The following is a 26,416-nucleotide window of genomic DNA, read 5'->3' as shown; positions in this document are numbered from 1 at the left end:
CAATCGTGGAGAAATTAAGGAGATAGTGTAATTTATCTTATGCCTTTTGCGACACGACCGTCGCGGTCCACTACCTCAGTAGAATCGTGCTCTTACCTGCGTCAGGTTGAGCACGGCGATCTCATTTTCTTCTATAACCAGTCTAAATAAAACGCAATTTCATTTAAGTCAAAAAAACTTGATCCAGGCCGGATTATCACGAGAAAAAAAGTAATCTGGGCAAATGAACATTGTTCCGACCCTGTTTTGTCGGGTAATAAATAATCATGCGAATTGAGGGGTTATTCACCGAAGACCGAAGGATACCATGAACCACTTTATTATCAGCGACAGTCGCAAATGCATCGGGTGTAAAGCCTGCGAAGTGGCCTGCGTGATGGCACATAACGACGAACAGCACGTGCTGACCCCACAGCGCTTTTTACCGCGCATTAGCGTGATCAAGCATGAGAACAAGCGTAACGCCATCACATGTCGGCATTGTGAAAGTGCGCCCTGTCTGCGCAGTTGCCCGAATGATGCCATCAGGCAGGTCAACGACAGCGTGCAGGTCAATGAAGAAAAATGTATCGGCTGTAAATCCTGCATGGTGGCCTGCCCGTTCGGGGTGATGGAAATCGTGCTGCTTCCGGCGGCTGCGGGAAAAGTGAAGGCGACGGCGCACAAATGCGATCTGTGCAGCGGTCGCGAAACGGGGCCAGCCTGTGTGCAGAACTGCCCGGCGGAGGCGTTACAGCTCGCGACTGACGAGACGCTGTTCAGCATGGCCAAACAGCGGCGTCAGCGTACGGCGCGGCTGGATGCACGGCCGTGGCATGCGCATCCAGGTGACATAAGCGTGCCAGCAGAGGGGGCCAAAGTCCGCCAGATGGTGACAACATCGCCCCGCAGCGAGGCAGATAAACGTGCTGCCCGGGAGCGTAAAACAGATTTCGCCGAGATCTACCTGCCCTTTAATGCCGGACAGGCGCAGCAGGCGACAGAACGCTGTTTACAATGCGGCGAGCATAGCATATGTGAATGGACCTGCCCGCTGCACAACCATATTCCTCAGTGGATTGAGAGGGTGCAGGCGGGGGATATCTCCGGCGCCGCAGAACTCTCTCACCAAACGAACTGCCTGCCAGAAATTACCGGCCGCGTTTGCCCACAGGATCGCCTGTGTGAAGGGGCCTGTACTCTGCGCGATGACAAGGGTGCGGTCACCATCGGCAACATTGAACGCTATATTTCTGACCAGGCGCTGGCACAGGGCTGGCGCCCGGATCTTTCCCGTGTCGTTGATAGCGGCAAAAAAGTGGCCATTATTGGCGCTGGCCCGGCGGGGCTGGCCTGCGCCGACCGCTTGATTCGCCATGGTGTGAAGTCCGTTGTCTTTGACCGTCATCCAGAGATCGGTGGTCTGCTGACTTTTGGCATTCCCGCTTTCAAGCTCGATAAATCCTTGCTGGCCCGGCGCCGGGAAATCTTCAGCCAAATGGGGATTCACTTCGAGTTAGGCTGTGAAGTCGGCAAGGATATTGCCTTAACGTCGCTGCTGGAGGAGTACGACGCGGTATTTATCGGCGCCGGCACCTATCGCTCGATGAAAGCGGATTTGCCCAATGAAGATGCGCCGGGGGTGTATGACGCGCTGCCGTTCCTGATCGCCAATACCAAAAAGGTGATGGGGCTCAGCGAGCTGCCTGAAGAACCTTACATCGACACCCACGGCCTGAATGTGGTGGTGCTGGGGGGCGGCGATACCGCCATGGATTGCGTGCGTACTGCGATCCGCCACGGGGCGAAACAGGTGACCTGCGCCTATCGTCGCGATGAGGCCAATATGCCGGGGTCGAAAAAAGAGGTCAAAAACGCCCGTGAAGAGGGGGCGGTGTTTGAATTTAACGTGCAGCCGGTGACGCTGGAGCTGGACGGTGATGGCCGGGTCAATGGCGTGCGCTTTCTGCGAACCCAGTTGGGTGAACCGGACGCCCAGGGACGACGTAGCCCATCGCCGATACCGGGCAGCGAGTTTGTGATGCCTGCTGATGCGGTGATCATGGCCTTTGGTTTTCACCCGCACGGTATGCCGTGGCTGGAGTCCGTTGGCGTGCAGCTCGATAGCCGTGGGCGGATCAAGGCCCACGTGGAGAGCCGCTATCGCTATCAGACCACCCACAGCAAAATTTTTGCTGGCGGAGACGCCGTGCGCGGTGCCGATCTGGTGGTGACGGCAATGGCCGAAGGCCGTCATGCTGCATTGGGCATCATGGATTATCTCGGCGTAACATCAGCGCCGCTTCACTAACGACAAACCCGGCCCCGCGGCGTAGTATGGCATTGTTATTCCATGCTGCGGGGCCGTATGTCACTCAACATCAACGTTATCAAAGATAAACTCCTCTCCGAAAACTACTTTATTTTACGCAATATCACCTACGAGCTGACGCGCCGTGACGGCAGCGTCGTACGTCATAAGCGAGAGGTTTACGATCGCGGCAATGGCGCGACGGTCCTGTTGTATAACCGCCGTAAGTGCACGGTGGTGCTGGTCAGGCAGTTTCGCGTTGCCACCTGGGTCAACGGCAATGAAGACGGGATGCTGATTGAGACCTGCGCCGGGCTGCTGGATAACGACGAGCCGGAAGCCTGCATTCGCAAAGAAGCCATTGAAGAGACCGGCTACGAAGTCGGTGAAGTGCGAAAGCTGTTCGAACTGTTTATGTCCCCTGGCGGAGTCACTGAAATCGTCCATTTCTTTATTGCCGAGTACAGTGATGCCCAGCGGAAAAACCGTGGCGGTGGCGTTGAAGATGAAGACATTGACGTGCTGGAGCTGCCGTTCAGCCAGGCGCTTCAGATGGTCGCCAACGGCGAGATCCGCGACGGTAAAGCGGTCATCCTGCTGCAGTACCTGCAAACCTCGGGTCTGATGGCGGGGGATATCTGATAAATCCGATTGAGTAACATGGCGCGGCTGGTGAAGATGGCGACTGTTTTGAGCGTTTTCTCTGGGGTTGTGCCGCGCATGCTTTATCGGGTTCTCTTTTTTCTGCTTTTCGCTGTCCTGCCATCGTCACCGGCGTGGGCGGCGCCTGCGCAGCAGCTCTTCAATGACTGGCTGGTAACCTGTAATAACCAGAACTTCTGCGTCGCCCGCAACGTCGGTCTGCATCACGGACTGGTGATGACGCTGAGCCGCAGCGCCGGCGCCGTCACCGATGCCAGCCTGCGTATTGAACTGGGAGGTATCGGTAACCCGGTCGCCGCGCTGGCCCCTGTGGCGCCGCGCCTCCTGCTGGACGGTAAACCGCTGGCGTTAGTTGATAAAAACTGGCAGGTGGCGGATAAACTGATTAAAACCGGCGACAGCGTCACTATCGATGCTTTTTTGCAGCAGGTGCAGGAAGGTCAGGCGATAACCCTGGTCAACGGGCTACAGACTATTTCTCTGCAGGGGCTGAAGGCCGCCCTGTTGTTTATCGATAATCACCAGAAACGCGTCGGCAGTGAAACCGCGTGGGTGGGCAAAGGTGAAGAGCCGCCGCTCAGCGTTCCTCCGGCCCCAGCGCTACGAGCGGTAGGCAAAGTCGAGCTGACCCAATCGCCTCTGAGCCGGGATGAACTCAATGACCTGATGGATTATGGTAACGAGCGGATAGACAACAGCTCGTGCTCCCTGGATCCGTTCCGCCGTGAGATTCGGGTCACCGCGTTAACGGATGAAAAAGTGTTGTTGATGGTCAGTTGTGAAGCGGGCGCTTACAACACCATCTGGCGGGCCTGGCTGGTGTCGCGCCGGCCGCCGTATATGGCGCGGCAGCTGCGTCTGAGCTTACCTTTCCAGCCCCCGGCCAACGCGGCCCGCGAGATTGAACTGATTAACGCCAGTTTTGATGAACAGCGTCACGAACTGGTGACGCTGGATAAAGGCCGCAGCCCCGGCGATTGCGGGATCCAGACCCGCTGGCGCTATGATGGCCAGCGGTTTAGTCTGGTGCGCTATGCGCAGCAGCCGCAATGCGATAACTGGCAGGGGCCAGATGCCTGGCCCACGCTATGGGTTACCCGTTACATATTTCATCCGCTAAATTGACAATATGCTCGACGGTGAAGCCAAAGAACGGGAAGAGCTTGTCAGCTGGCGCTGACTCCCCGTAGCTGCGCATGCCGACGATTTTCCCCTTTAGTCCGACATACTTATACCAGTAGTCGGCAATCCCGGCCTCGACGGCAATGCGGGCGCTAACGTCGCCGGGCAGTACTGACTCCCGGTAGGCCTCATCTTGCGCATCGAAGACATCGGTTGATGGCAGGGAGACCACCCGGACGTTAATGCCTTTGGCGAGCAGTTGCTCTGCTGCCAGCACGGTAATCTCAACTTCTGAGCCGGTGGCAATCAGGATCAAATCCGGCTTGCCGCCGGCATCTTTCAGCACGTAGCCGCCGCGGGCGATATCCTGCACCTGCTGCGGCGTACGCGCCATTTGTGCCAGGTTTTGCCGTGACAGAATCAGCGCGGTGGGACCGCCATGCCGTTCAATGGCAGCCCGCCAGGCAACTGCCGTCTCCACCTGATCGCAGGGACGCCAGGTGCTGAAGTTGGGCGTCAGGCGCAGACTGGCCAACTGCTCCACCGCCTGGTGGGTGGGACCATCTTCACCCAGCCCAATCGAGTCGTGGGTATAGACCATTATCTGCCTGGCTTTCATCAGCGCCGCCATACGCGCTGCGTTACGGGCATACTCGACAAACATCAGGAAGGTGGAGGTATAGGGGATAAAACCACCGTGCAGGGCAATCCCGTTGGCGATTGCCGTCATCCCGAATTCACGCACGCCATAGTGGAGATAGTTACCCGCCAGATCCTCTTTGATGGAATGCGAACCAGACCAGATGGTGAGGTTGCTGGGCGCCAGATCCGCCGAGCCGCCCAGCAGTTCCGGCAATACCGGGCCGTAGGCGTTAAGCGCATTTTGCGACGCTTTGCGGCTGGCAATTTTCGCCGGTTCGGCCTGCAGTTGGGCAATATAGTCGTGCGCCATTTCATCCCAGTTCGCTGGCAGTTCGCCCTCCATCCGGCGTTTCAGCTCGGCTGCCAGCTCGGGGTACTGCTGTTGCCAGGCGCTGAACTGCTTATTCCACGTCTGTTCCGCCTGTTCGCCGCGCGGCCTGGCATCCCACTGCTGATAAATATCCTTAGGGATCTCGAAGGGCGGGTATTTCCAGCCCAGCTTCTCGCGGGTCAGCGCCACCTCTTTTTCGCCCAGAGCCGCGCCGTGGGACTCTTCCGAACCGGCTTTGTTCGGTGAGCCAAATCCAATGACCGTCCGGCAGATAATCAGCGACGGTTTGTCCGTCACGCTCTGGGCCTCAAGAATCGCCTGCTTCACCGCCTGTGGGTCGTGGCCGTCGATATCGCCAATGACGTGCCAGTGGTAAGCCCGAAAGCGCGCCGCGGTATCGTCGGTAAACCAGCCCTCGGTTTTCCCATCGATAGAGATGCCGTTATGGTCATAGAAGCCGATAAGTTTGCCAAGGCCTAACGTGCCCGCCAACGAACAGGCTTCATGAGAAACCCCTTCCATCAGGCAGCCGTCCCCCATAAATACCCAGGTGTAGTGATTGATAATATCGTGGCCTGGGCGATTGAATTGCGCCGCCAGGGTACGTTCGGCAATCGCCATACCGACGGCGTTAGCCAGGCCCTGGCCGAGCGGCCCGGTGGTGGTTTCGACGCCGGGGGTATAGCCGTGCTCCGGGTGACCTGGGGTTTTCGAGTGTAGCTGGCGGAAGTTTTTCAGCTCATCGAGCGGCAGGTCGTAGCCGGTCAGGTGCAGCAGACTGTACAGCAGCATGGAGGCGTGACCGTTGGAGAGCACAAAGCGGTCGCGGTCGTACCAGCCCGGATGGCCCGGATTGTGCTTAAGGAAATCATTCCACAGGACTTCGGCGATATCTGCCATCCCCATTGGGGCACCGGGGTGGCCGGAGTTGGCTTTTTGTACGGCGTCCATGCTGAGGGCGCGAATGGCGTTGGCAAGTTCTCTTCGGGACATAATTGACTCCTGAAACAAGATGTTGCATGAGTTTTTGCTGATTGTCAGTCGAGGTGTTTTTGGGATAGATAACTAAAAAGCATAGCAGACCGGACTATCATTGCTTTCGAAATAAGGTTACATAAATGTTATAAATCGATAACAAATATACCTTTGTGATGGCCAGAGTATGGCGGCGTTCAAAGTTTAAAAAGCCGTCAGGCGAGATACTAGGCCCACCTCAGGGTGGGCACCTGGCAGCCATTACGCACCACCCCCTACGACTGATACGTGAAAGGAACCATAAAATGGATGAGCAGTTGAAACAAAGCGCCCTCGATTTCCATGAATTTCCCGTTCCTGGGAAAATTCAGGTAGTCCCGACCAAACCTCTCGCGACGCAGCGGGATCTGGCGCTGGCCTACTCGCCTGGCGTGGCAGCACCGTGCCTGGAAATCGAGAAGGACCCGCTGGCCGCCTATAAATACACCGCGCGCGGCAATCTGGTTGCCGTCGTCTCTAACGGCACCGCCGTGCTGGGGCTGGGAAATATCGGCGCGCTCGCCGGGAAACCAGTGATGGAAGGCAAGGGCGTTTTGTTTAAGAAATTCGCCGGTATTGATGTTTTTGATATCGAAGTCGATGAACTGGATCCGGATAAATTTATCGATGTCGTGGCGGCGCTCGAGCCGACTTTCGGCGGCATTAACCTTGAAGATATCAAAGCGCCGGAGTGCTTCTACATCGAGCAAAAGCTGCGCGAGCGCATGAACATTCCGGTATTCCACGATGACCAGCACGGCACGGCAATTATCAGTACCGCTGCGATCATTAACGGCCTGCGGGTGGTGGAGAAGAATCTCTCCGACGTGCGGATGGTGGTCTCCGGCGCCGGTGCTGCGGCCATCGCCTGTATGAACCTGCTGGTGGCGCTGGGGATGCAGAAACACAATATCGTGGTCTGCGATTCCAAAGGCGTTATCTATAAAGACCGTGAGCCGAATATGGCGGAAACCAAAGCGGCCTACGCGGTGGACGATGATGGCAAACGCTCGCTGGATGATGTGATCGACGGGGCCGATATTTTCCTCGGCTGCTCGGGTCCGAAAGTCCTGACCCCTGAGATGGTGAAGAAGATGGCTCGCGCGCCGCTGATCCTCGCGCTGGCGAACCCGGAACCGGAGATCCTGCCGCCGCTGGCGAAGCAGGTTCGCGAAGATGCGATTATCTGTACCGGCCGTTCCGACTACCCGAACCAGGTGAACAACGTCCTGTGCTTCCCGTTCATTTTCCGCGGTGCGCTGGACGTCGGTGCGACGGCCATTAACGAAGAGATGAAGCTGGCGGCGGTCCATGCTATCGCTGAACTGGCCCACGCGGAGCAGAGTGAAGTGGTGGCCTCTGCCTATGGCGATCAGGATCTGAGCTTCGGTCCGGAATACATTATTCCGAAACCTTTCGATCCGCGCCTGATCGTCAAGATCGCGCCGGCGGTGGCGAAAGCCGCAATGGACTCCGGCGTGGCGACCCGTCCAATTGCCGACTTCGACGCCTATATTGAGAAGCTCAGCGAGTTTGTCTACAAAACCAATCTGTTCATGAAGCCGATCTTCTCCCAGGCGCGCAAAGAGCCTAAACGCGTGGTGCTGGCGGAAGGGGAAGAGACTCGGGTCCTGCATGCGACTCAGGAGCTGGTATCGCTGGGGCTGGCCAAACCGATCCTGATCGGTCGTCCGAGCGTGATCGAAATGCGTATCCAGAAGCTGGGTCTGCAGATCAAAGCCGGCGTCGATTTTGAGATCGTCAATAATGAATCCGATCCGCGCTTCAAAGAGTACTGGAGTGAGTACTACCAGCTCATGAAACGCCGCGGCGTAACCCAGGAGCAGGCACAGCGGGCGGTGATTGCTAACACCTCGGTGATTGGCGCGATCATGGTTCATCGTGGGGAAGCGGATGCGATGATCTGCGGCACCATCGGCGACTACCATGACCACTATTCGGTGGTGCAGCCGCTGTTCGGCTACCGCGATGGCGTCAGCACCGCAGGGGCGATGAACGCGCTGCTGCTGCCGAGCGGCAACACCTTTATTGCCGACACCTACGTCAACAACGATCCGACGCCGGAGCAGCTGGCAGAAATCACCCTGATGGCCGCAGAAAGCGTGCGTCGTTTCGGGATTGAACCGCGGGTGGCGCTGCTGTCGCACTCGAACTTTGGATCGTCAAACTGCCCGTCGGCCAGCAAAATGCGTGAAGCGCTGGAGCTGGTGAAGGCGCGGGCGCCGGAGTTGATGATTGACGGTGAAATGCACGGCGATGCCGCGCTGGTGGAGAGCATTCGCCACGAGCGGATGCCGGACAGCCCGCTGAAAGGCTCTGCCAACATTCTGGTGATGCCAAATATGGAAGCCGCGCGGATTAGCTACAACCTGCTGCGCGTCTCCAGTTCCGAAGGAGTGACCGTGGGTCCGGTACTGATGGGCGTGGCGAAACCGGTGCATATTCTGACGCCGATTGCCTCTGTTCGTCGTATTGTCAACATGGTGGCGCTGGCGGTCGTGGAAGCGCAAACCCAGCCGTTATAATGCAGAAAGCCCCATCGGGGCTTTCGTTAAATCCATTCTTTGACTTTGATGAAGTCACTCAGGGCAGCCTCCGGGCTGCCTTCTTCTGGATGGTAGTCATACTCCCAGCGCACCAGCGGCGGCATCGACATCAGAATCGACTCCGTGCGCCCGCCGGTCTGCAGACCAAACAGCGTTCCGCGATCCCACACCAGGTTGAACTCTACGTAGCGCCCGCGACGGTAAAGCTGGAAATTGCGCTCGCGTTCGCCGTAGGGCAGGGCTTTTCGCCGTTCAACAATTGGTAGATAGGCTGCCGTGTAGCCATCTCCCACCGCTTGCATAAAGGCGAAGCAGTGGTCAAAGTTCGGGGTGTTTAAATCATCAAAGAACAGGCCACCAATCCCGCGCTGTTCATTACGATGTTTAATAAAGAAGTAGTCATCGCACCATTTTTTATAGCGCGGATAGACCTCATCACCGAAGGGGGCGCATAAATCGAAGGCGGTACGGTGCCAGTGAATGGCATCTTCTGCAAAGCCGTAGAAGGGGGTCAGATCAAACCCACCGCCGAACCACCATACCGGATCAGCCCCAGGTTTTTCGGCGATGAAAAAGCGCACGTTAGCGTGGCTGGTTGGCACGTAAGGGTTGCGCGGATGCACTACCAGCGATACGCCCATGGCTTCAAAGCTGCGACCGGCCAGCTCCGGACGGTGCGCCGTCGCTGAGGCCGGCATCGCGTCGCCATGTACGTGGGAGAAGTTTACGCCAGCCTGCTCAAATACGCCGCCATCGCGCAGTACCCGGCTACGACCGCCGCCGCCGCCTTCGCGCTGCCAGCTGTCTTCGGCAAATTTACCGCCATCGACCGCGCTTAGCTGCTGGCAAATATGGTCCTGCAGCTGGAGGAGATAGCGTTTTACCTGCTCTACGTCGGGCTTCATTTACGTCTCTTAGAGTGGGCTTTCTGGTTATCAAACCAGTGGAAGTAGCTGATAATGCCCGAGGCTATCGCACTGGCGATTTTTTGCCGGAACGCGGTGGTGCCCAGCAGTTTTTCTTCGCCTGGATTGGTAATAAACGAGGTTTCGACCAGCACTGATGGTATCGATGGTGACTTCAGCACGACGAATGCGGCCTGCTCGGTGTTACGGCTATGCAGTTTATGCACCGGCTTAATATTTTTCAGGATATGCGAGCCCAGCGTCAGGCTGTTTTTAATGGTATCGGTCTGCACCAGGTCAAACAGCACCTGCTGTAACAGATGGTCTTTCGCCGTGGCTTTTTTACCGGCGACCTCATCGGCGCGGTTTTCGCGATCGGAAAGGTATTTCGCCATAGCGCTACTGGCGCCGCGGTTGGAGAGCGCAAACACCGATGCACCCGCCGCGCTTGGGTTAGTAAAGCCATCGGCGTGAATCGACATAAACAAGTCTGCACCGTGCTGATGAGCAATTTCGACGCGATCGTACAGCGGAATAAAGGTGTCGCCGGAGCGTGTCAGACGCGCGTCGATACCGTTGCTGCGCAGGATGCTGCGTACGTTTTTGGCAATCGCGAGGACAACGTGTTTCTCTTTGGATCCGTTGTGACCGATAGCGCCGGTGTCGATGCCGCCATGGCCGGGATCGAGCATCACGATGCGTTTAGCGCCCGCTTTTTTCGCCGCGGGTTTGCTGTGCCCATTGGACGTCGTCAACGGCTGTTCTTTGGCAGTAACCTGCGATGAAATCCCGGAAAGGGTCATGGCAGCCAGCCCTGCTTTCAGCACCTGGCGGCGCGAAGCAAGTATTTTTAATGGTTTAAAAGTGCTCATTCGGCCTGAATTACAAACAAGTGGTACCTGGTGTTATATCGTATCGCGTTTTCCGTTACGACCATTCAAAACAAGAATTGTTTTACTTTTCATTTCAATACATGACAAGGTCATAGTATGACATTTTTTCCGGTTCATTTCGCCTGATATTGGCTATCGGGTAAAATCACGCCATAATCGCTGTTTTTAAGCCTAAATAATGGGGAATACCATGGAGATACGCGTCTTTCGCCAGCAGGACTTCGAAGAAGTGATTACGCTGTGGGAGCGCTGCGAGCTGCTGCGCCCATGGAATGACCCGGAAATGGACATCGAGCGTAAGGTTAACCACGACGTCAGCCTGTTTCTGGTCGCGGAAGTAAACGGCCAGGTGGTCGGGACGGTGATGGGGGGCTACGACGGTCATCGCGGCTCCGCTTATTACCTCGGCGTGCATCCGGAATATCGCGGTCGCGGCATTGCCAACGCGCTGTTGAATCGCCTGGAGAAAAAGCTGATTGCCCGCGGCTGCCCGAAAATTAATATCATGGTTCGCGAAGATAACGACGTGGTGCAGGGCATGTACGAACGTCTTGGTTACGAATATGCGGACGTGCTCAGCCTGGGCAAGCGTTTAATTGAAGATGAAGAATACTGAGTTTATCCCCTCCGATTTTGATGCTCACGGGCGGCTCAGGTTACCGTTTCTGTTCTGGTGCGTTTTATTGCTGCAGGCGCGAACCTGGGTGTTGTTCATCATGGCCGGCGCCTCGCGTCAGCAAGGCGATGTACTGCTCAATCTGTTCTATCCCGACCATGATAATTTCTGGCTAGGATTGTTACCTGGCATACCGGCGGTGCTGGCGTTTATCGTCAGCGGGCAGCGGCAGCGTTTTCCCCGCCTCTGGCCGCTGATGCGTTGGCTGCTGGTGCTTTCTCAGGCTCTGCTGCTTGTCTGGCAGCCGCTGTTATGGATGAGCGGTGAGTCGCCTTCCATGTTGACTATCGGGCTGCTGTTAACCGACCTGTACGCCTTCTGGTGGTTACTAGCCAGCCGTCGGCTAAAGGCCTGTTTCCAGGAAGCGCAGTTCTAAGGGCACTTTTTGCCGATCCCGCACTCCAACGTGGGTCAAATTAACAAGAAAGGACTGTGTCATGAAATCGCTACGTTTACTTCTTTGCGCCTTACCGTTGGCATTAACTGGCTGTTCCACAATGAGTGCCGTTAACTGGTCTGCGGCCTATCCATGGAACTGGTTTGGTTCTTCAATGGAAGTGACCGAGCAAGGCGTAGGTGGCCTGACGGCGTCAACGCCGCTGAATGAACAGGCTATCAGCGACGCCATCGGCGGGAGCTATCGTCTGCGCAGCGGTATGAAAACTGCCAGCGGCAATATCGTTCGCTACTATGAAGCACTGAAAGGCGACAACGTTGCCATGACGATTAATGGCGATGCGGGAACCGTTAGCCGTGTCGAAGTGCGCGATAGCGAGATTAAAACCGCCAGCGGCGTGCAGGTCGGGACGCCGTTTAGCGATCTGTACAGTAAAGCCTTTGGCAACTGTCAGAAAGGAGCGAACGATAATGGCCCGATAGTAGAGTGTAAAGCCGATGGCAGCCAGCATATCAGCTACGCCTTTACCGGCCACTGGAGCGGCCCGGAAGAACTGATGCCGTCAGACGACACGTTGAAAAACTGGAAAGTCAGCAAAATTATCTGGCAACGCTAAATTGATCTGAAGAGACATGGCTCTGCTAAAAAACGGGTACAATAGGGCGATAAAGCCTGAATACGTTGCGTTGCAGAAAGCCAACGTGAAGTATGACGGGTAAAAAAGTCCCACAGCGTTGGGGTTGTATCATTTCAGGAGGAGCGATGTCTCAGGTTCAGAGCGGCATTTTGCCGGAACATTGCCGTGCGGCGATTTGGATTGAAGCCAATGTTAAAGGGGATATCAACGCCCTGCGCACAGCCAGCCGCGTGTTTGTTGATAAATTAGCGCATTTTCAAACGCAATACCCAGATGCCCAACTGGGGGCGGTGGTCGCCTTTGGCCATAACGTCTGGCGCGAGCTGAGCGGCGGTGTCGGTGCCGAAGAGCTGAAAGATTTCCCGGTATACGGCAAAGGCCTGGCACCATCTACACAGTACGATGTGCTGATTCATATCCTTTCCGCGCACCATGAGGTGAACTTCTCTGTGGCGCAGGCCGCGATGGCCGCTTTCGGCGACCTGCTGGACGTGCAGGAAGAGGTTCACGGTTTCCGCTGGATTGAAGAGCGTGACCTGAGCGGTTTTGTCGACGGTACTGAAAACCCGGCAGGCCTTGAGACCCGCAGCGATGTGGCCATCATTAAAGACGGTGTCGACGCCGGCGGTAGCTACGTGTTTGTGCAGCGCTGGGAACATAATCTGAAGCAGCTGAACCGGATGAGCGTCCCGGATCAGGAAATGATGATTGGCCGCACCAAAGAAGCCAACGAAGAGATTGATGGCGACGAGCGTCCGGCCACGTCGCACCTGAGCCGCGTTGACTTAAAAGAAGACGGTAAAGGGCTGAAGATCGTGCGTCAGAGCCTGCCGTACGGGACCGCCAGCGGCACCCATGGCCTCTATTTCTGCGCTTACTGTGCGCGGATCTATAACATCGAACAGCAACTGCTGAGCATGTTTGGCGATACTGACGGTAAGCGTGATGCCATGCTGCGCTTTACCAAACCGGTAACAGGTGGCTACTACTTCGCGCCGTCTCTGGATCGTCTGCAGGCGCTGTAATCGTTACGTTATCGCTGTCTGAATAAATGAAGCCGATCAAAACGATCGGCTTCATTGCTTCTGGAGATTAACCGGCAGAGAGGGGGGCCGCCGGATAAGCAATATTAGTTAACCTTCAGGGTACCGCCGCTACCAAGGCCACCTTTCACTTCGCTGGCTTTGTAGTTACGTAATGCGACAACCATGTTGTTATAGGATTCCAGGAAGGCCGCAACGGTCGCTTTTCCTTCTGGTGTTCTGGACATGCCGCCTAAAGCACCGCCCATCGAGGAACCAAACCCCGCGAGAGCCGCACCGTAATTGGTGGCCGTGGCGCTTCCCTCTGCCGATGCAATTTGTACGGACGAGCGGATATCGAACAAGCTGAGTGTAACAACGGATGCCTTCATCTGGACACTGCTTGCTACGGCACTGATCATGCTATTACCGAAGAGGCCGCCAAGGCTTCCTGCCAGGCCGCCAACGGCTGAATTATCAATAACGATATGCGGTTCCAGGAAGTAATCTGCAGCTACCCTTTGTCCTTTCTGCTGTTTAGAACCCGCACGATACTCACCTGAGTTACGCTGTTTATCTGTGATGTTTGAGAGGCGAGAATCCGTTTTTTGGTTACCGATAGAGGTGATAACGAAGCAGTTAGACTGTTGTACCGCGATGCGTAACAGAGGCTCAATACTGGTAATTTTGGTGGCGCTACCAAATTGACCAAACCAGTCCGCATTACGCCCGTCATCAATAGCCAGGGTACCCAGTGGCGTACTGCAGCGTTCCAGAGCGCTATCGGCGTTGGTGCTTGAGGAACCTGCCGCGGCCCCGGATACACCATATTTCTGATTGCCCGTGGTGATATTAGAACAACCCACCAGGCCAGCCATGGCGGTAATTAACAATAAAGGTTTAATATATTTTTCTATCATCGTTATTTCCATATGTATTTATAAGGGTGATTTATAGGGTTGTGTTAATATGTTCTTATTATTATCGGCGGGCTATACCATTGAGTATGATACAGGAAGCGATAAAAATACTTTCGCCGCTCGTTCAGTTCGTATTTTTCATGCTCATTACGTTTTTCATCGCGAGCAATCTTAAGCAACTCCGCCGTTTCGGCACTGCCATCAACTGCCGCCGCCGCAAGCCAGCGCGCAGCCTGGGATGGATCGCTTCCCATCTCCTCCATGCCGTAGAGATATATTTCACCCAACGCCTTCTGCGCCTGATGGTGGCCGCTTTCAGCCGCACGGGTCAGGAATTTAATCGCCAGATAGCTGTCCTGTCCGACACCATCACCACGGAAATAACGTAATGCCTGTTGGTATGATTCATCCGGGGATTGCTGTTTCTCATCCCGCCCGGTGGTTGCAGTAACGGTATCTTTATCCTGAATATGACAAACGCTTCCCTGACAGACTTCAACAGTTGAATTATCTTTTTTTTCACTACTACATGCTGATAAAAAAAGAGCGAAAATAATAATTAAGTTTCTAATTTTCATGCGTGACACATCCATTGAAGTATCCGGTCGCTTATTTTATTTTGCACGCTATCATGGGCGTCATGGGGTCACAATAAAAGCAGGGTGTTTTCGGATTACATCAAGATAATGACATTTTATTATTTATTGTGTGTATATCCTTAGCCGCTTATTATTTGAATGACATATTCAAAATGACGTTTTTTAGAGGAGGGGCTGATGCATTGATGATCGCCGCTTCCGGCTGGCGTCGGTATGCCTGGTGGACGCATTAGGTGGCCAGCAGATGTTGTCTGATGGGCAATGCCAGGCGCGAACTGCGCTTTCGTCGTTGGGAAAGGCTCGGCCTTATTCCCTTTTCGACTTCCAAATCGCCAAACGGTATATAAAACCGTTACTCCTTTCATACCCGTTATAAATATTATGGCTATAAGAAAGTCATCAAACTGATAAGGGTGCGCAATGGCGGTTAAATCATTGAACAAAGGATATCTGGCACTGGCTGCTTCCATGCTGCTGGTTGCGCAGGCTCAGGCGACAGAACTGCTGAACAGTTCGTACGATGTGTCTCGCGAGCTGTTTGCGGCCCTGAACCCTCCGTTTGAACAGCAGTGGGCGAAAGATAACGGCGGCGATAAGCTGACCATTAAGCAGTCCCACGCTGGCTCTTCCAAACAGGCGCTGGCGATCCTGCAAGGATTAAAAGCCGACGTGGTGACCTATAACCAGGTGACGGACGTGCAGATCCTGCACGACAAAGGCAACCTGATTCCCGCTGACTGGCAAAGCCGCCTGCCGAACAACAGCTCGCCGTTCTACTCCACCATGGCATTCCTGGTGCGTAAGGGGAATCCGAAAGGGATCCACCAGTGGAGCGACCTGGTGCGCCCGGACGTGAAGCTGATTTTCCCGAACCCGAAAACCTCCGGTAATGCGCGCTATACCTATCTGGCCGCGTGGGGTGCCGCGGATAAAGCCGACGGTGGCGATAAAGCCAAAACCGAACAGTTTATGACTCAGTTCCTGAAAAACGTCGAAGTGTTTGATACCGGCGGTCGCGGTGCGACAACGACCTTCGTGGAACGGGGGCTGGGCGATGTGCTGATTACGTTTGAATCGGAAGTAAACAATATCCGTAAACAGTATGAAGATCAGGGCTTCGAAGTGGTAGTGCCGAAGGTCAATATTCTGGCGGAGTTCCCGGTCGCGTGGGTGGATAAAAACGTGAAGGCGAACGGTACCGAGAAGGCGGCGAAAGCCTACCTGAACTGGCTCTACAGCCCGCAGGCCCAGACCATCATTACCGATTACTACTATCGTGTGAACAACCCGAAAGTGATGGACTCTCTGAAGGATAAGTTCCCGCAGACTGAACTGTTCCGTGTTGAAGATCAGTTTGGCTCCTGGCCGCAGGTGATGAAAACGCACTTTGTCAGCGGCGGCGAGCTGGACAAACTGCTGGCGGCGGGGCGTAAGTAATGTTTGCAGTTGCTTCTAAGCGCGTGCTGCCGGGGTTTACCCTTAGCCTCGGTACCAGCCTGCTGTTTGTGTGTTTGATTTTGCTGCTCCCCTTGAGCGCGCTGGTGATGCAGCTGGCGCAGATGACCTGGGGACAGTACTGGGACGTGGTGACTAACCCGCAGGTGGTCGCAGCCTATAAAGTCACGCTGCTGTCAGCGTTTGTGGCGTCCATTTTTAACGGTGTGTTTGGCCTGCTGATGGCCTGGATCCTGACCCGTTATCGTTTTCCAGGCCGCACGCTGCTGGATGCGTTAATGGATCTGCCGTTTGCGCTGCCGACGGCGGTTGCGGGCCTGACGCTGGCTTCGCTGTTTTCGGTCAACGGTTTTTACGGCGAGTGGCTGGCGAAGTTTGATATCAAAGTGACCTACACCTGGCTCGGTATTGCGGTGGCGATGGCCTTTACCAGCATTCCGTTCGTGGTGCGTACGGTACAGCCGGTGCTTGAAGAACTGGGCCCGGAATACGAAGAAGCGGCGGAAACGCTGGGCGCAACGCGCCTGCAGAGCTTCCGTAAAGTGGTGCTGCCGGAACTCTCACCGGCGCTGCTGGCGGGGATTGCGCTGTCGTTTACCCGCAGCCTTGGCGAGTTTGGCGCGGTTATTTTCATCGCCGGCAACATCGCGTGGAAAACCGAAGTAACCTCGCTGATGATTTTTGTGCGTTTGCAGGAGTTTGATTACCCGGCGGCGAGCGCCATTGCTTCGGTTATCCTCGCGGCGTCGCTGCTGCTGCTGTTTTCCATCAACACCCTGCAAAGTCGCTTTGGTCGACGTGTGGTAGGTCATTAATGGCGGAAGTGACTCAATTGAAGCGTTATGACGCGCCCCGTATTAACTGGGGTAAATGGTTTCTGATTGGTACCGGGATGCTGGTGTCCGCCTTCATTCTGATTGTGCCGATGGTGTACATCTTTGTTCAGGCTTTCAGCAAAGGGCTGATGCCGGTTCTGCACAACCTGGCCGACCCGGACATGCTCCATGCTATCTGGCTGACGGTGATGATTGCGCTGATTACCGTGCCGGTAAACCTGGTGTTCGGTACGCTGCTGGCGTGGCTGGTGACGCGCTTTACCTTCCCAGGCCGCCAGCTGCTGCTGACGTTGCTGGATATCCCGTTTGCCGTCTCGCCGGTGGTTGCCGGCCTTGTGTACCTGCTGTTTTACGGTTCGAACGGTCCGCTGGGCGGCTGGCTGGATGAGCACAACCTGCAGGTGATGTTTGCCTGGCCTGGCATGGTGCTGGCGACCATTTTCGTGACCTGTCCGTTTGTGGTGCGTGAGCTGGTACCGGTGATGATGAGCCAGGGCAGTAACGAAGACGAAGCGGCGATTTTGCTCGGCGCTTCTGGCTGGCAGATGTTCCGACGGGTTACCCTGCCGAATATTCGCTGGGCGCTGTTATATGGTGTGGTGCTGACGAACGCCCGCGCTATCGGGGAGTTTGGTGCGGTATCGGTCGTATCAGGCTCGATCCGCGGTGAAACCCTGTCCCTGCCGCTGCAAATTGAATTGCTCGAGCAGGATTACAACACCGTAGGTTCCTTTACCGCCGCAGCTTTGCTGACGTTAATGGCTATTTTGACCTTGTTTTTAAAGAGTATGTTGCAATGGCGTCTGGCCAATCAGGAAAAACGCGCGCAACTGGAGGGGAATCATGAGCATTGAGATCGTTAATATTAAGAAATCTTTCGGCCGCACTCAGGTGCTGAACGATATCTCTTTGGATATTCCTTCCGGGCAGATGGTTGCGCTACTGGGGCCATCCGGTTCCGGGAAAACCACGCTGCTGCGGATCATCGCTGGGCTGGAGAATCAGTCCAGCGGCCATATTCGTTTCCACGGTACCGACGTGAGCCGGGTACACGCCCGCGACCGTAAAGTGGGTTTCGTGTTCCAGCACTACGCACTGTTCCGTCATATGACGGTGTTCGAAAATATCGCTTTTGGCCTGACGGTGTTGCCGCGTCGTGAACGTCCAAACGCTGCCGGGATCAAACAGAAAGTCACCCGCTTGTTGGAGATGGTGCAACTGGCCCATCTGGCTGACCGTTATCCAGCCCAGCTTTCCGGCGGGCAGAAGCAGCGCGTGGCCTTAGCGCGCGCGCTGGCTGTTGAGCCACAGATTCTGCTGCTGGATGAGCCTTTCGGCGCGCTGGATGCGCAGGTGCGTAAAGAGCTGCGCCGCTGGCTGCGCCAGCTGCATGAAGAGCTGAAGTTTACCAGCGTGTTTGTGACCCACGACCAGGAAGAGGCGATGGAAGTCGCTGACCGCGTGGTGGTCATGAGCCAGGGCAATATTGAACAAGCCGATGCACCTGAACGAGTCTGGCGCGAGCCGTCCACCCGTTTTGTGCTGGAGTTTATGGGCGAAGTTAACCGCCTGAAAGGCACAATCCGCGGCGGTCAGTTCCATGTAGGCGCCCATCGCTGGCCGCTGGGCTATACGCCGAGCTATCAGGGGCCGGTCGATTTGTTCCTGCGTCCCTGGGAAGTGGATATCAGCCGTCGAACCAGCCTCGATTCCCCGTTGCCAGTGCAGGTACTGGAGGCCAGTCCGAAAGGCCACTACACCCAATTAGTGGTGCAGCCGTTAGGCTGGTATGACGAACCGCTGACCGTGGTACTGCCGGGCGAAGACGCGCCTTCTCGCGGCGAACGTCTGTTCGTTGGCTTACAGAATGCACGACTCTATAACGGTAACGAGCGTATCGAAGCGCGTGAGGCGCTTGCTCTGGCGGAATCAGCCTGATAGCTTAATCGCTAGTTTATCGCTGTTCCGACAACGGCAGGGTGTGGTGCCCGGATAAGACGTACAGCGTCGAACTCCGGAGATAATTGCAGGCCGGGTAAGCACAACGTACCCGGCCTTTTTATTGGGTAAAAACCGTGAATACATTAGAACAAACCATCGGCAATACTCCTCTGGTGAAGTTGCAACGACTGGGGCCGGATAACGGCAGTGAAATCTGGGTCAAACTGGAAGGCAATAATCCGGCGGGTTCCGTCAAGGATCGCGCTGCGCTTTCGATGATTGTTGAAGCGGAAAAACGGGGTGAAATAGCCCCCGGCGACGTCCTGATTGAAGCCACCAGCGGCAACACCGGCATTGCGCTGGCGATGATCGCTGCGCTGAAAGGCTATCAGATGAAACTTCTGATGCCGGACAACATGAGCCAGGAGCGCCGTGCGGCCATGCGTGCCTATGGTGCAGAGCTGATTCTGGTGACTAAAGAGCAGGGCATGGAAGGCGCGCGTGACCTGGCGCTGGAAATGGCACTGCGTGGCGAAGGTAAATTGCTGGATCAGTTTAACAATCCGGACAACCCGTATGCCCATTACACTACCACCGGGCCGGAAATCTGGCAGCAAACCCACGGACGTATAACCCATTTTGTCTCCAGCATGGGCACCACAGGGACCATTACCGGCGTGTCACGCTTTCTGCGCGAGCAGAATAAGCCGGTGAGCATCGTGGGGCTGCAGCCGGAAGAGGGCAGCAGTATTCCGGGGATCCGTCGCTGGCCGGCAGAATATATGCCGGGGATTTTTAATGCTTCGCTGGTTGATGCGGTGCTTGATATTCACCAGCAGGAAGCAGAAAGCACCATGCGTATGCTGGCGGTGCGGGAAGGTATTTTTTGCGGCGTCAGCTCCGGCGGCGCGGTAGCCGGTGCATTACGTATAGCACGTGAAAACCCTGGCGCGGTGGTGGTGGCGATCGTCTGCGATCGTGGCGATCGCTATTTGTCCACCGGTGTTTTCGGCGAAGAGCACTTCAGCCAGGGCGCGGGCATTTAACTGACCGGCGCGTCCAGCAGGTCGGTACCGTAGGAGTTATCGACGGTGCACAGCCAGCGCTCTCCCTCCTGGCGAAAAACATAGGTTGCGCGCCGCGTAACCTGTGTGGTTCCTCCTTCCGCAGTCGGGATATCCAGCCGGGTTTCCATAATCACCAGCGTATTATCGCCCCCTTCCAGAATCTCTATTCTGCCCTGTGTCACGACCAGTGTATCTGCTTCGATATTACCTGCGTCAGGGGCGCAGCACGAGGCGTAAATCATTGGCCAACTGGCGAATCTGATTATCACTCAGGGCACCGAGCGACAGCCGTAGCCCATGGGATGGGGCATGAACTCCGAAAATTTCACCTTCACGAACCAGCCAGCCGGCACGTGCTAAACGCAGGGCGATCGGTTGAGCGGGTTGGCTTAATGGCAGCCAGAAGTTGAGACCGTCTCCAGCAGGAAGCGGATCAAAACCGTGGGACACCAGGGCTGCCGCCAGCTTTGCATTTTGCTGACGGTAATGGCGCCGGATCTGGTCCAGTGCATCAATAAAGACACTATCGCTCAGGCAGGCGAAAGCCAGATCCTGCAGCAGATGACTGACCCACTGGCTGCCGGCATTGAGCCGCAGGCGCAACGCCGCAGAGGTGGTGCTATCGCTGGCGACAAACGCCAGCCGCAGGTCCGGCCCGAGGGTTTTGGACATTGAGCGCACCAGCGCCCAGCGCTGTGTCGTCGCCGGGAGCGGCGAGTGCCAGGGCGCTGAAGATAGCAGCGCGAAGTGGTCATCGATAATCACCAGCACCTGCGGATAGCGGGCCAGTACTTCCTGAATAGCCATGGCACGGGCGTCGCTGAGGCTGCATCCGGTAGGATTATGTGCGCGGGGGGTGACAATGACCGCACGAACGCCGTTGCGTAGGGCAATCTCCAGCGCTTCAGGCTGCATTCCTTGTTCATCGACCGTCACCGGACAGGCGTTAAAGCCGGTGTAGCGCAGCATGTTGATGCTGCTCAGGAAGCAAGGGTCTTCGACGACCACGCCATCGCCGGGAAGCAGCAGGGCGCAGAGCAGGCGCTCCAGCGCGTCGATAGCGCCGCTGGTCAGGTTAATCTCGGCATCTCTTTGCAAATCCTCGTGCATCCAGCGCTGCGCCCAGCGTCGCAGCTCAGGCTTGACGGCGTCGTCGCCATAGAGATGCGGGGTCAGGGAGAGCTGGCTCAGATAGCGGGTGAGATCGGGCAGAAGGCGTGGGTCCGGATTGCCGCTGGAGATATCGTTGAGTGGGGAAGCGGGATCTCGGCCTTCCAGCGCCAGCGGCGTGGTCAACCCTCGGATAACCGTTCCGTTACGGCCCAGGCTGCTGGCCAGACCGGTGCTCACCAGCCGTTTGTAAGCGGCGGCTACGGTATTGCGGTTAACCGTCAGGTCCGCCGCCAGCTCTCGTACCGGAGGCAGAGAGGCTCCGGGTTTCAATACTCCGCTCTGGACCAGATGGCGGATGTTATCAAAAATCTCACTGGCGGTTTTTCCAACGATCATCATTGACCTATGACAAAATGGATTTTAGCATAGGACAAATGATAATCAGGGTGTGACCCGCTGTCCAGCGGGGGGAGAAGGGATGGGCCAGCAAGACGAAATACAATCGGTGCTCTTCAATGACAAGAGCCGGGCGCTGCAGGTCGATATCGTTGCCGTGCAGTCGCAGGTGGTGTATGGCAGCGTCGGTAACAGCATCGCGGTACCGGCCATTAAGCAACATGGATTGCGGGTTATGGCGGTGCCGACCGTGTTATTCAGCAATACCCCGCACTACGATACCTTTTACGGCGGGGTGATCCCGGAAGCGTGGTTTGTGGGCTATCTGCAGGCCCTCGAGGAGCGCGATGCGCTGCGTGAGCTGCGGGCGGTGACCACGGGTTATATGGGCAGCGCGGTGCAGATTGAACGCCTGGCGCAGTGGCTAAACCGAATCCGCGAATCTCATCCCCATCTGTGTATTCTTGTGGATCCGGTGATTGGCGATGTGGATAGCGGCATCTACGTGAAGGCCGAAATCCCGGATGCCTATCGTCGCCATCTGCTGCCGCTGGCCGAGGGCATTACGCCGAACCTGTTTGAGCTGGAAACGCTGAGCGGGATGCCCTGCCATCATCAGCAGGAGGCAGTGATTGCCGCGCGCAGTTTGCTATCCGATACCTTGAAGTGGGTGGTGATTACCAGTGCGCCGGGCGTCGACAATGCGACGATTAACCTGCTGGTGGTCACGGCAGATTCTGTTGAGGTGGTGGTTCATCCACGGGTCGAAACGGATCTGAAGGGAACCGGCGATCTGTTCTGTGCCGAGCTGATTAGCGGGCTGGTTTCGGGTCTGGCGCTGGGAGAGGCGACGCATGCTGCAGCGCAACGCGTTCTGGCGGTGATGACCTGGACTGAGCAACACGGCTGTGATGAGCTGATTCTGCCGCCGCTTGAGTGAGGCCGCAATGGTAAAAAAAATGGCGCCGGAAGGCGCCATTTTTTCTGCGGCAAGAATTACTTCTTGATGCGAATGACCGGAGTTTCACCCACGGTTACGCTACCGGACAGTTTGATCAGCTCTTTGATCTCGTCCATGTTGGAGATAACAACCGGAGTCAGGGTAGACTTGGCTTTCTCTTCCAGCAGCGGCAGATCGAATTCGATGACCGGGTCACCGACTTTCACACGCTGACCTTCTTCGGCAATGCGTTTGAAGCCTTCGCCTTTCAGCTCAACGGTATCAATACCGAAGTGAACGAAAAGTTCGATACCACTATCAGATTCAATAGAGAATGCATGGTTGGTTTCAAAGATTTTACCGATGGTACCATCTACCGGCGCTACCATTTTGTTGCCGGTAGGTTTGATAGCAATGCCATCACCCACAATTTTTTCCGCAAAAACTACATCCGGCACGTCTTCGATGTTGACGATCTCGCCAGAGAGCGGAGCAACAATCTCAATAGTTCCGGAGTCTTTTTTGTCATCAGAAACCAGAGATTTCAATTTATCGAACAAACCCATGATCTTCTCCTAAGCAGTAATTTGGGCCGCGCATCTCGTTGATTAGCAGATTGTTTTTTCTTCAATGAACTTGTTAACCAGCGTCATTAACTCGTCCGTTGTCGGTTGAGCAAGAGCCTGCTCTGCTAATACTTTCGCATCTTCGAAGTTCGTGTTACGAATAATCTTCTTGATACGCGGGATGGAAATGGCGCTCATAGAGAATTCGTCCAGCCCCATACCCAGCAACAGAAGTGTAGCACGTTCATCGCCCGCAAGCTCACCACACATGCCAGTCCATTTACCTTCAGCGTGAGAAGCATCAATAACTTGCTTAATCAGCGTCAGGACAGATGGCGACATTGGCTGGTAAAGATGTGAAATCATATCATTACCACGGTCAACTGCCAGAGTATATTGCGTTAAATCATTGGTTCCGATACTAAAGAAATCGACTTCTTTTGCTAAATGACGAGCAATCGTTGCCGCGGCTGGTGTTTCAACCATCACGCCGACTTCGATGGTTTCGTCGAATGCTTTGCCTTCGTCACGCAGTTCCTGCTTGTAGATCTCAATCTCTTTCTTCAGTGCACGCACTTCTTCAACAGAGATGATCATCGGGAACATGATGCGAAGTTTACCGAAAGCCGAAGCACGCAGGATGGCGCGAACCTGGTCACGCAGGATCTCTTTACGATCCATCGCGATACGCACGGCACGCCAGCCGAGGAACGGGTTCTCTTCTTTCGGGAAGTTCATGTACGGCAGCTCTTTGTCGCCGCCGATGTCCATGGTACGCACGATAACGGCCTGAGAGCCACAGGCCTCAGCAACCGCTTTGTAGGCAGCGAACTGTTCTTCTTCAGTTGGCAGCGCGTCACGGTCCATGAACAGGAATTCTGTACGATACAGGCCAACGCCTTCTGCGCCGTTGCGCTCTGCGCCATCGACGTCACGTACGGTACCAATGTTGGCACAGACTTCAACCTGATGTCCGTCCAGCGTAATCGCCGGCAGATCTTTCAGCTTCGCCAGCTCCGCTTTTTCTTCTGCGACCTGGGCCTGCAGATTGCGCAGCTCTTCGATTTGTTCGTTGGTCGGGTTTACCAGAACCTGGTTATTTACCGCGTCGAGGACCAGATAATCGCCGTTTTTCACCTGCGTGGTGACGCTACCGGTGCCCACGATGGCCGGCAGTTCAAGAGAACGCGCCATGATAGATGTGTGGGAAGTACGGCCACCAGCGTCGGTGATGAAACCCAGCACCTTGTTCAGGTTCAGCTGTGCGGTTTCCGACGGGGTGAGATCGGCTGCAACCAGAATGACTTCGTCCTGGATTGCACTCAGATCGATGATTGCCAGACCGAGGATATTGCGCAGCAGACGCTTACCGATATCACGTACGTCAGCGGCACGTTCTTTCAGGTATTCATCGTCCAGCTCTTCCAGCGCAGTGGCCTGACCTTCGATAATTTCATTGGCTGCCGCGTCGGCAGTCATGTGCTTATCTTTAATCAGGGCTATGATTTCCTGCTCAAGCTCCTCATCTTCCAGCAGCATGATGTGCCCTTCGAAGATGGCTTCTTTTTCTTCACCGAAAGTTTCACCAGCTTTGGTTTTGATGACCTCCAGCTGGGCGGAGGCCTTGGTGCGGCCGCTCAGGAAACGTTCGACTTCCTGGTCAACCTTATCGGCAGAAATTTTCTTCCGGTCGATGACAATTTCGTCTTCTTTCAGCAGGAGAGCCTTACCGAAAGCGATACCCGGGGATGCTAAAATGCCTGAAATCATAACCCTACCTTACTTGTGACTGATATTAAAAAGAACCCGTGAACTTATTCGAGTTCAGCCATCAGTTTTACCAGATGCTCAACTGCTTTTTGCTCATCTTCGCCTTCAGCGGAGATGGTTACAACGGTACCCTGAGTCAGGCCCAGAGTTTGCAGTTTGAACAAGCTTTTGGCGCTGGCGCTTTTGCCGTTGGAGGTCACAGTGATCTCAGAAGTGAAGCCTTTCGCTTCTTTAACAAACTGAGCAGCAGGGCGGGTGTGCAGACCGTTCGGAGCGGTAATGGTAACTTCTTGCTGGAACATTATATTTCCCCAACTTATAGGTTTTGTGTTGTGGACCTAAAGTCTAGCCTAACGGCGAGGCTTTAGCCTGTATTGTTAGCGCCGGCGTTACGTTTCTGGCTAAGGTGTCAACAGCGTGTTCGCTGTGAGGACCATCTGGCCGTTGACGTCTGGCACGTCATTAAACATTATGCAGCGAAAGGAAGACTTGAACCAAATCATAAAATCGATTCAGCACGTGGAAATCCGATTTTGAATAATTTCGCGCATCAAAATAAATGTGTTGGTTAAATACCAGACCCTACGCGGTGAATCAATGCCAGGAGGGGTAAAACTTTGACGTATGCCACAAAAAAGCACCTAAAAAGGTGCTTTTTTACACGATACTAGCCGGTTGGCATCACTGTTGCAGTTCTTTCTCAGTGAAGAGATCGGCAAACAATGCTGTGCTTAAATAACGCTCACCTGAAGACGGTAGGATAACCACAATATTCTTATTGGTAAAGGCCTCATCTTCCTGCAGTTTGAGTGCCGCTGCGACGGCCGCACCGGAAGAGATACCCGCCAGAATGCCTTCTTCATCCATCAGACGACGGGCGGTGGAAATGGCTTCTTCGTTGGTAATACCCACGACTTTATCGATCAGTTTCAGATCAAGGTTACCCGGAATAAAGCCTGCACCGATGCCCTGAATTTTGTGCGGGCCTGGCTTCAGCTCAACGCCAGCCAGCGCCTGAGCGATAACCGGGGAGTCGGTTGGTTCTACCGCAACGGAGAACAGATCTTTTTTGCCCTTAGTCCCTTTAATGTAGCGGCTCACGCCGGTCAGCGTACCGCCGGTACCGACGCCCGCGATGAACACATCAACCTGGCCGTCGGTATCTTCCCAGATCTCCGGACCGGTGGTTTTTTCGTGAATTTCCGGGTTTGCCGGGTTGCTGAATTGCTGCAGCAGCAGATATTTTTGCGGATCGCTGGCGACAATCTCTTCGGCTTTTTGGATGGCGCCTTTCATGCCTTTAGCGCCTTCGGTCAGCACCAGGTTTGCTCCCAGCGCTTTCAGCAGTTTGCGACGTTCAATACTCATGGTTTCCGGCATGGTCAGCGTCAGCTTATAGCCGCGCGCTGCCGCAACATAGGCCAGAGCAATCCCGGTGTTGCCGCTTGTCGGCTCGACTAACTCGACGCCGGCTTTCAGCACGCCGCGTTTTTCGGCATCCCAAATCATATTGGCACCGATTCGGCATTTCACGCTAAAGCTCGGGTTGCGAGACTCGACTTTCGCCAGGATGCGTCCGTTACCGATTCGGTTCAGTCGTACTAACGGCGTGTGGCCGATAGTCAGGGAGTTGTCTTCAAAAATCTTACTCATG

General features: G+C 55.3%; 23 protein-coding genes and 2 pseudogenes. 14 read left to right on the top strand and 11 right to left on the bottom strand.

The genetic code is table 11. The features are described from left to right. Window positions 1–307: 307 nt before the first annotated feature. From aegA to ACMYSO_RS07660, 3 genes and pseudogenes are all read left to right on the top strand, one after another. Window positions 308–2,290, top strand: a complete 1,983-nt coding sequence (gene aegA, locus ACMYSO_RS07670; RefSeq protein WP_434670016.1) for a formate-dependent uric acid utilization protein AegA — start codon at window positions 308–310, stop codon at window positions 2,288–2,290. 57 nt (window positions 2,291–2,347) lie between these two features. After that, a pseudogene (gene nudK / locus ACMYSO_RS07665) lies at window positions 2,348–2,945 on the top strand (GDP-mannose pyrophosphatase NudK). 65 nt (window positions 2,946–3,010) lie between these two features. Then, a complete protein-coding gene (locus ACMYSO_RS07660) occupies window positions 3,011–4,078 on the top strand; it encodes a DUF1176 domain-containing protein (protein ID WP_434670768.1) in 1,068 nt (355 codons plus the stop codon). Here the strand turns inward: ACMYSO_RS07660 and tkt are convergent. Then, window positions 4,047–6,041, bottom strand: a complete 1,995-nt coding sequence (gene tkt, locus ACMYSO_RS07655) for a transketolase (protein ID WP_434670015.1) — start codon at window positions 6,039–6,041, stop codon at window positions 4,047–4,049. The genes ACMYSO_RS07660 and tkt overlap by 32 nt on opposite strands. Before the next feature lie 287 nt (window positions 6,042–6,328). Here tkt and maeB point away from each other — a divergent pair, with 287 nt between their 5' ends. Further along, complete coding sequence (gene maeB / locus ACMYSO_RS07650; protein WP_123755332.1) at window positions 6,329–8,608, top strand: NADP-dependent oxaloacetate-decarboxylating malate dehydrogenase; 2,280 nt, start codon at window positions 6,329–6,331, stop codon at window positions 8,606–8,608. 26 nt (window positions 8,609–8,634) lie between these two features. On the opposite strand, the gene hemF is transcribed toward maeB, so the two are convergent. Next, the gene (gene hemF / locus ACMYSO_RS07645; RefSeq protein WP_434670014.1) at window positions 8,635–9,534 is read right to left on the bottom strand and encodes an oxygen-dependent coproporphyrinogen oxidase; all 900 of its coding nucleotides are present in this window, start codon (window positions 9,532–9,534) and stop codon (window positions 8,635–8,637) included. Next, on the bottom strand, window positions 9,531–10,406 hold the full coding sequence (gene amiA / locus ACMYSO_RS07640; protein ID WP_434670013.1) for an N-acetylmuramoyl-L-alanine amidase AmiA: 876 nt from the start codon (window positions 10,404–10,406) through the stop codon (window positions 9,531–9,533). The genes hemF and amiA overlap by 4 nt, the downstream gene beginning before the upstream one ends. A 211-nt stretch (window positions 10,407–10,617) precedes the next feature. On the opposite strand from amiA, the gene ACMYSO_RS07635 reads away from it, so the two are divergent. From ACMYSO_RS07635 to ACMYSO_RS07620, 4 genes are all read left to right on the top strand, one after another. After that, a complete protein-coding gene (locus ACMYSO_RS07635) occupies window positions 10,618–11,043 on the top strand; it encodes a GNAT family acetyltransferase (protein WP_434583598.1) in 426 nt (141 codons plus the stop codon). After that, window positions 11,030–11,479, top strand: a complete 450-nt coding sequence (locus ACMYSO_RS07630) for a DUF2919 domain-containing protein (protein ID WP_434670012.1) — start codon at window positions 11,030–11,032, stop codon at window positions 11,477–11,479. Before ACMYSO_RS07635 ends, ACMYSO_RS07630 begins: the two co-directional genes overlap by 14 nt. Before the next feature lie 61 nt (window positions 11,480–11,540). Further along, complete coding sequence (locus ACMYSO_RS07625; protein ID WP_434583600.1) at window positions 11,541–12,116, top strand: RpoE-regulated lipoprotein; 576 nt, start codon at window positions 11,541–11,543, stop codon at window positions 12,114–12,116. Between the two features lie 146 nt (window positions 12,117–12,262). Next, window positions 12,263–13,162, top strand: a complete 900-nt coding sequence (locus tag ACMYSO_RS07620) for a Dyp-type peroxidase (RefSeq protein ID WP_434670010.1) — start codon at window positions 12,263–12,265, stop codon at window positions 13,160–13,162. Window positions 13,163–13,266: 104 nt separating this feature from the next. Here the strand turns inward: ACMYSO_RS07620 and ACMYSO_RS07615 are convergent, their stop codons facing one another. After that, on the bottom strand, window positions 13,267–14,079 hold the full coding sequence (locus tag ACMYSO_RS07615) for a hypothetical protein (RefSeq protein ID WP_434670009.1): 813 nt from the start codon (window positions 14,077–14,079) through the stop codon (window positions 13,267–13,269). 44 nt (window positions 14,080–14,123) lie between these two features. Then, window positions 14,124–14,672 (bottom strand): hypothetical protein, encoded by a 549-nt coding sequence (locus tag ACMYSO_RS07610; RefSeq protein WP_434670008.1) that lies wholly within the window; start codon window positions 14,670–14,672, stop codon window positions 14,124–14,126. Between the two features lie 426 nt (window positions 14,673–15,098). On the opposite strand from ACMYSO_RS07610, the gene ACMYSO_RS07605 reads away from it, so the two are divergent. The 5 genes from ACMYSO_RS07605 to cysM all read left to right on the top strand — a co-directional run bounded on the left by ACMYSO_RS07605 (window position 15,099) and on the right by cysM (window position 19,956). Beyond that, window positions 15,099–16,115 (top strand): sulfate ABC transporter substrate-binding protein, encoded by a 1,017-nt coding sequence (locus ACMYSO_RS07605; protein ID WP_123755323.1) that lies wholly within the window; start codon window positions 15,099–15,101, stop codon window positions 16,113–16,115. Further along, window positions 16,115–16,948 carry a sulfate/thiosulfate ABC transporter permease CysT gene (gene cysT / locus ACMYSO_RS07600; RefSeq protein ID WP_174507727.1) on the top strand — a complete coding sequence of 278 codons (834 nt, stop codon included), beginning with the start codon at window positions 16,115–16,117 and terminating at the stop codon, window positions 16,946–16,948. The genes ACMYSO_RS07605 and cysT overlap by 1 nt, the downstream gene beginning before the upstream one ends. Beyond that, window positions 16,948–17,823, top strand: a complete 876-nt coding sequence (cysW, locus tag ACMYSO_RS07595; protein WP_123755321.1) for a sulfate/thiosulfate ABC transporter permease CysW — start codon at window positions 16,948–16,950, stop codon at window positions 17,821–17,823. Before cysT ends, cysW begins: the two co-directional genes overlap by 1 nt. Then, window positions 17,813–18,907, top strand: coding sequence for a sulfate/thiosulfate ABC transporter ATP-binding protein CysA (gene cysA, locus ACMYSO_RS07590; RefSeq protein WP_434583604.1), 1,095 nt, complete (start codon window positions 17,813–17,815; stop codon window positions 18,905–18,907). Before cysW ends, cysA begins: the two co-directional genes overlap by 11 nt. Before the next feature lie 137 nt (window positions 18,908–19,044). Beyond that, window positions 19,045–19,956 carry a cysteine synthase CysM gene (gene cysM, locus ACMYSO_RS07585; protein WP_434670006.1) on the top strand — a complete coding sequence of 304 codons (912 nt, stop codon included), beginning with the start codon at window positions 19,045–19,047 and terminating at the stop codon, window positions 19,954–19,956. Here the strand turns inward: cysM and ACMYSO_RS07580 are convergent. Beyond that, window positions 19,953–20,165: pseudogene (locus ACMYSO_RS07580) on the bottom strand (YybH family protein); the annotation flags it as partial. The gene cysM and the pseudogene ACMYSO_RS07580 overlap by 4 nt on opposite strands. A gap of 25 nt (window positions 20,166–20,190) precedes the next feature. Beyond that, window positions 20,191–21,486 (bottom strand): transcriptional regulator PtsJ, encoded by a 1,296-nt coding sequence (gene ptsJ, locus ACMYSO_RS07575; protein ID WP_434670767.1) that lies wholly within the window; start codon window positions 21,484–21,486, stop codon window positions 20,191–20,193. An 82-nt stretch (window positions 21,487–21,568) separates the two neighbouring features. Here ptsJ and pdxK point away from each other — a divergent pair, with 82 nt between their 5' ends. Beyond that, window positions 21,569–22,426 (top strand): pyridoxine/pyridoxal/pyridoxamine kinase, encoded by an 858-nt coding sequence (pdxK, locus tag ACMYSO_RS07570; RefSeq protein ID WP_434670005.1) that lies wholly within the window; start codon window positions 21,569–21,571, stop codon window positions 22,424–22,426. A gap of 56 nt (window positions 22,427–22,482) precedes the next feature. Here the strand turns inward: pdxK and crr are convergent, their stop codons facing one another. The 4 genes from crr to cysK form a co-directional block, all read right to left on the bottom strand. Then, the gene (gene crr, locus ACMYSO_RS07565; RefSeq protein WP_003861316.1) at window positions 22,483–22,992 is read right to left on the bottom strand and encodes a PTS glucose transporter subunit IIA; all 510 of its coding nucleotides are present in this window, start codon (window positions 22,990–22,992) and stop codon (window positions 22,483–22,485) included. A 42-nt stretch (window positions 22,993–23,034) separates the two neighbouring features. Beyond that, complete coding sequence (ptsI, locus tag ACMYSO_RS07560; protein WP_123755315.1) at window positions 23,035–24,762, bottom strand: phosphoenolpyruvate-protein phosphotransferase PtsI; 1,728 nt, start codon at window positions 24,760–24,762, stop codon at window positions 23,035–23,037. A gap of 44 nt (window positions 24,763–24,806) precedes the next feature. Further along, entirely contained in the window at window positions 24,807–25,064 is a 258-nt protein-coding gene (gene ptsH / locus ACMYSO_RS07555; RefSeq protein ID WP_000487600.1) for a phosphocarrier protein Hpr, read from the bottom strand. 379 nt (window positions 25,065–25,443) lie between these two features. Beyond that, window positions 25,444–26,415: a cysteine synthase A gene (gene cysK / locus ACMYSO_RS07550; RefSeq protein ID WP_434583615.1), complete on the bottom strand. Its 972-nt coding sequence runs from the start codon at window positions 26,413–26,415 to the stop codon at window positions 25,444–25,446. Window position 26,416 lies beyond the last annotated feature (1 nt).

Source organism: Klebsiella sp. B345 (assembly GCF_051131735.1).
In the GTDB taxonomy this organism is placed as follows: domain Bacteria; phylum Pseudomonadota; class Gammaproteobacteria; order Enterobacterales; family Enterobacteriaceae; genus Klebsiella.
This window is presented reverse-complemented; position numbering and strand designations above follow the sequence as displayed.

Bases quoted from the DNA above. Each gene is read 5' to 3' on its own strand.
- aegA (WP_434670016.1), top strand. From the start codon at position 308: ATGAACCACTTTATTATCAGCGACAGTCGCAAATGCATCGGGTGTAAA.
- ACMYSO_RS07660 (WP_434670768.1), top strand. From the start codon at position 3,011: ATGCTTTATCGGGTTCTCTTTTTTCTGCTTTTCGCTGTCCTGCCATCG.
- tkt (WP_434670015.1), bottom strand. From the start codon at position 6,041: ATGTCCCGAAGAGAACTTGCCAACGCCATTCGCGCCCTCAGCATGGAC.
- maeB (WP_123755332.1), top strand. From the start codon at position 6,329: ATGGATGAGCAGTTGAAACAAAGCGCCCTCGATTTCCATGAATTTCCC.
- hemF (WP_434670014.1), bottom strand. From the start codon at position 9,534: ATGAAGCCCGACGTAGAGCAGGTAAAACGCTATCTCCTCCAGCTGCAG.
- amiA (WP_434670013.1), bottom strand. From the start codon at position 10,406: ATGAGCACTTTTAAACCATTAAAAATACTTGCTTCGCGCCGCCAGGTG.
- ACMYSO_RS07635 (WP_434583598.1), top strand. From the start codon at position 10,618: ATGGAGATACGCGTCTTTCGCCAGCAGGACTTCGAAGAAGTGATTACG.
- ACMYSO_RS07630 (WP_434670012.1), top strand. From the start codon at position 11,030: ATGAAGAATACTGAGTTTATCCCCTCCGATTTTGATGCTCACGGGCGG.
- ACMYSO_RS07625 (WP_434583600.1), top strand. From the start codon at position 11,541: ATGAAATCGCTACGTTTACTTCTTTGCGCCTTACCGTTGGCATTAACT.
- ACMYSO_RS07620 (WP_434670010.1), top strand. From the start codon at position 12,263: ATGTCTCAGGTTCAGAGCGGCATTTTGCCGGAACATTGCCGTGCGGCG.
- ACMYSO_RS07615 (WP_434670009.1), bottom strand. From the start codon at position 14,079: ATGATAGAAAAATATATTAAACCTTTATTGTTAATTACCGCCATGGCT.
- ACMYSO_RS07610 (WP_434670008.1), bottom strand. From the start codon at position 14,672: ATGGATGTGTCACGCATGAAAATTAGAAACTTAATTATTATTTTCGCT.
- ACMYSO_RS07605 (WP_123755323.1), top strand. From the start codon at position 15,099: ATGGCGGTTAAATCATTGAACAAAGGATATCTGGCACTGGCTGCTTCC.
- cysT (WP_174507727.1), top strand. From the start codon at position 16,115: ATGTTTGCAGTTGCTTCTAAGCGCGTGCTGCCGGGGTTTACCCTTAGC.
- cysW (WP_123755321.1), top strand. From the start codon at position 16,948: ATGGCGGAAGTGACTCAATTGAAGCGTTATGACGCGCCCCGTATTAAC.
- cysA (WP_434583604.1), top strand. From the start codon at position 17,813: ATGAGCATTGAGATCGTTAATATTAAGAAATCTTTCGGCCGCACTCAG.
- ptsJ (WP_434670767.1), bottom strand. From the start codon at position 21,486: ATGATCGTTGGAAAAACCGCCAGTGAGATTTTTGATAACATCCGCCAT.
- pdxK (WP_434670005.1), top strand. From the start codon at position 21,569: ATGGGCCAGCAAGACGAAATACAATCGGTGCTCTTCAATGACAAGAGC.
- crr (WP_003861316.1), bottom strand. From the start codon at position 22,992: ATGGGTTTGTTCGATAAATTGAAATCTCTGGTTTCTGATGACAAAAAA.
- ptsI (WP_123755315.1), bottom strand. From the start codon at position 24,762: ATGATTTCAGGCATTTTAGCATCCCCGGGTATCGCTTTCGGTAAGGCT.
- ptsH (WP_000487600.1), bottom strand. From the start codon at position 25,064: ATGTTCCAGCAAGAAGTTACCATTACCGCTCCGAACGGTCTGCACACC.
- cysK (WP_434583615.1), bottom strand. From the start codon at position 26,415: ATGAGTAAGATTTTTGAAGACAACTCCCTGACTATCGGCCACACGCCG.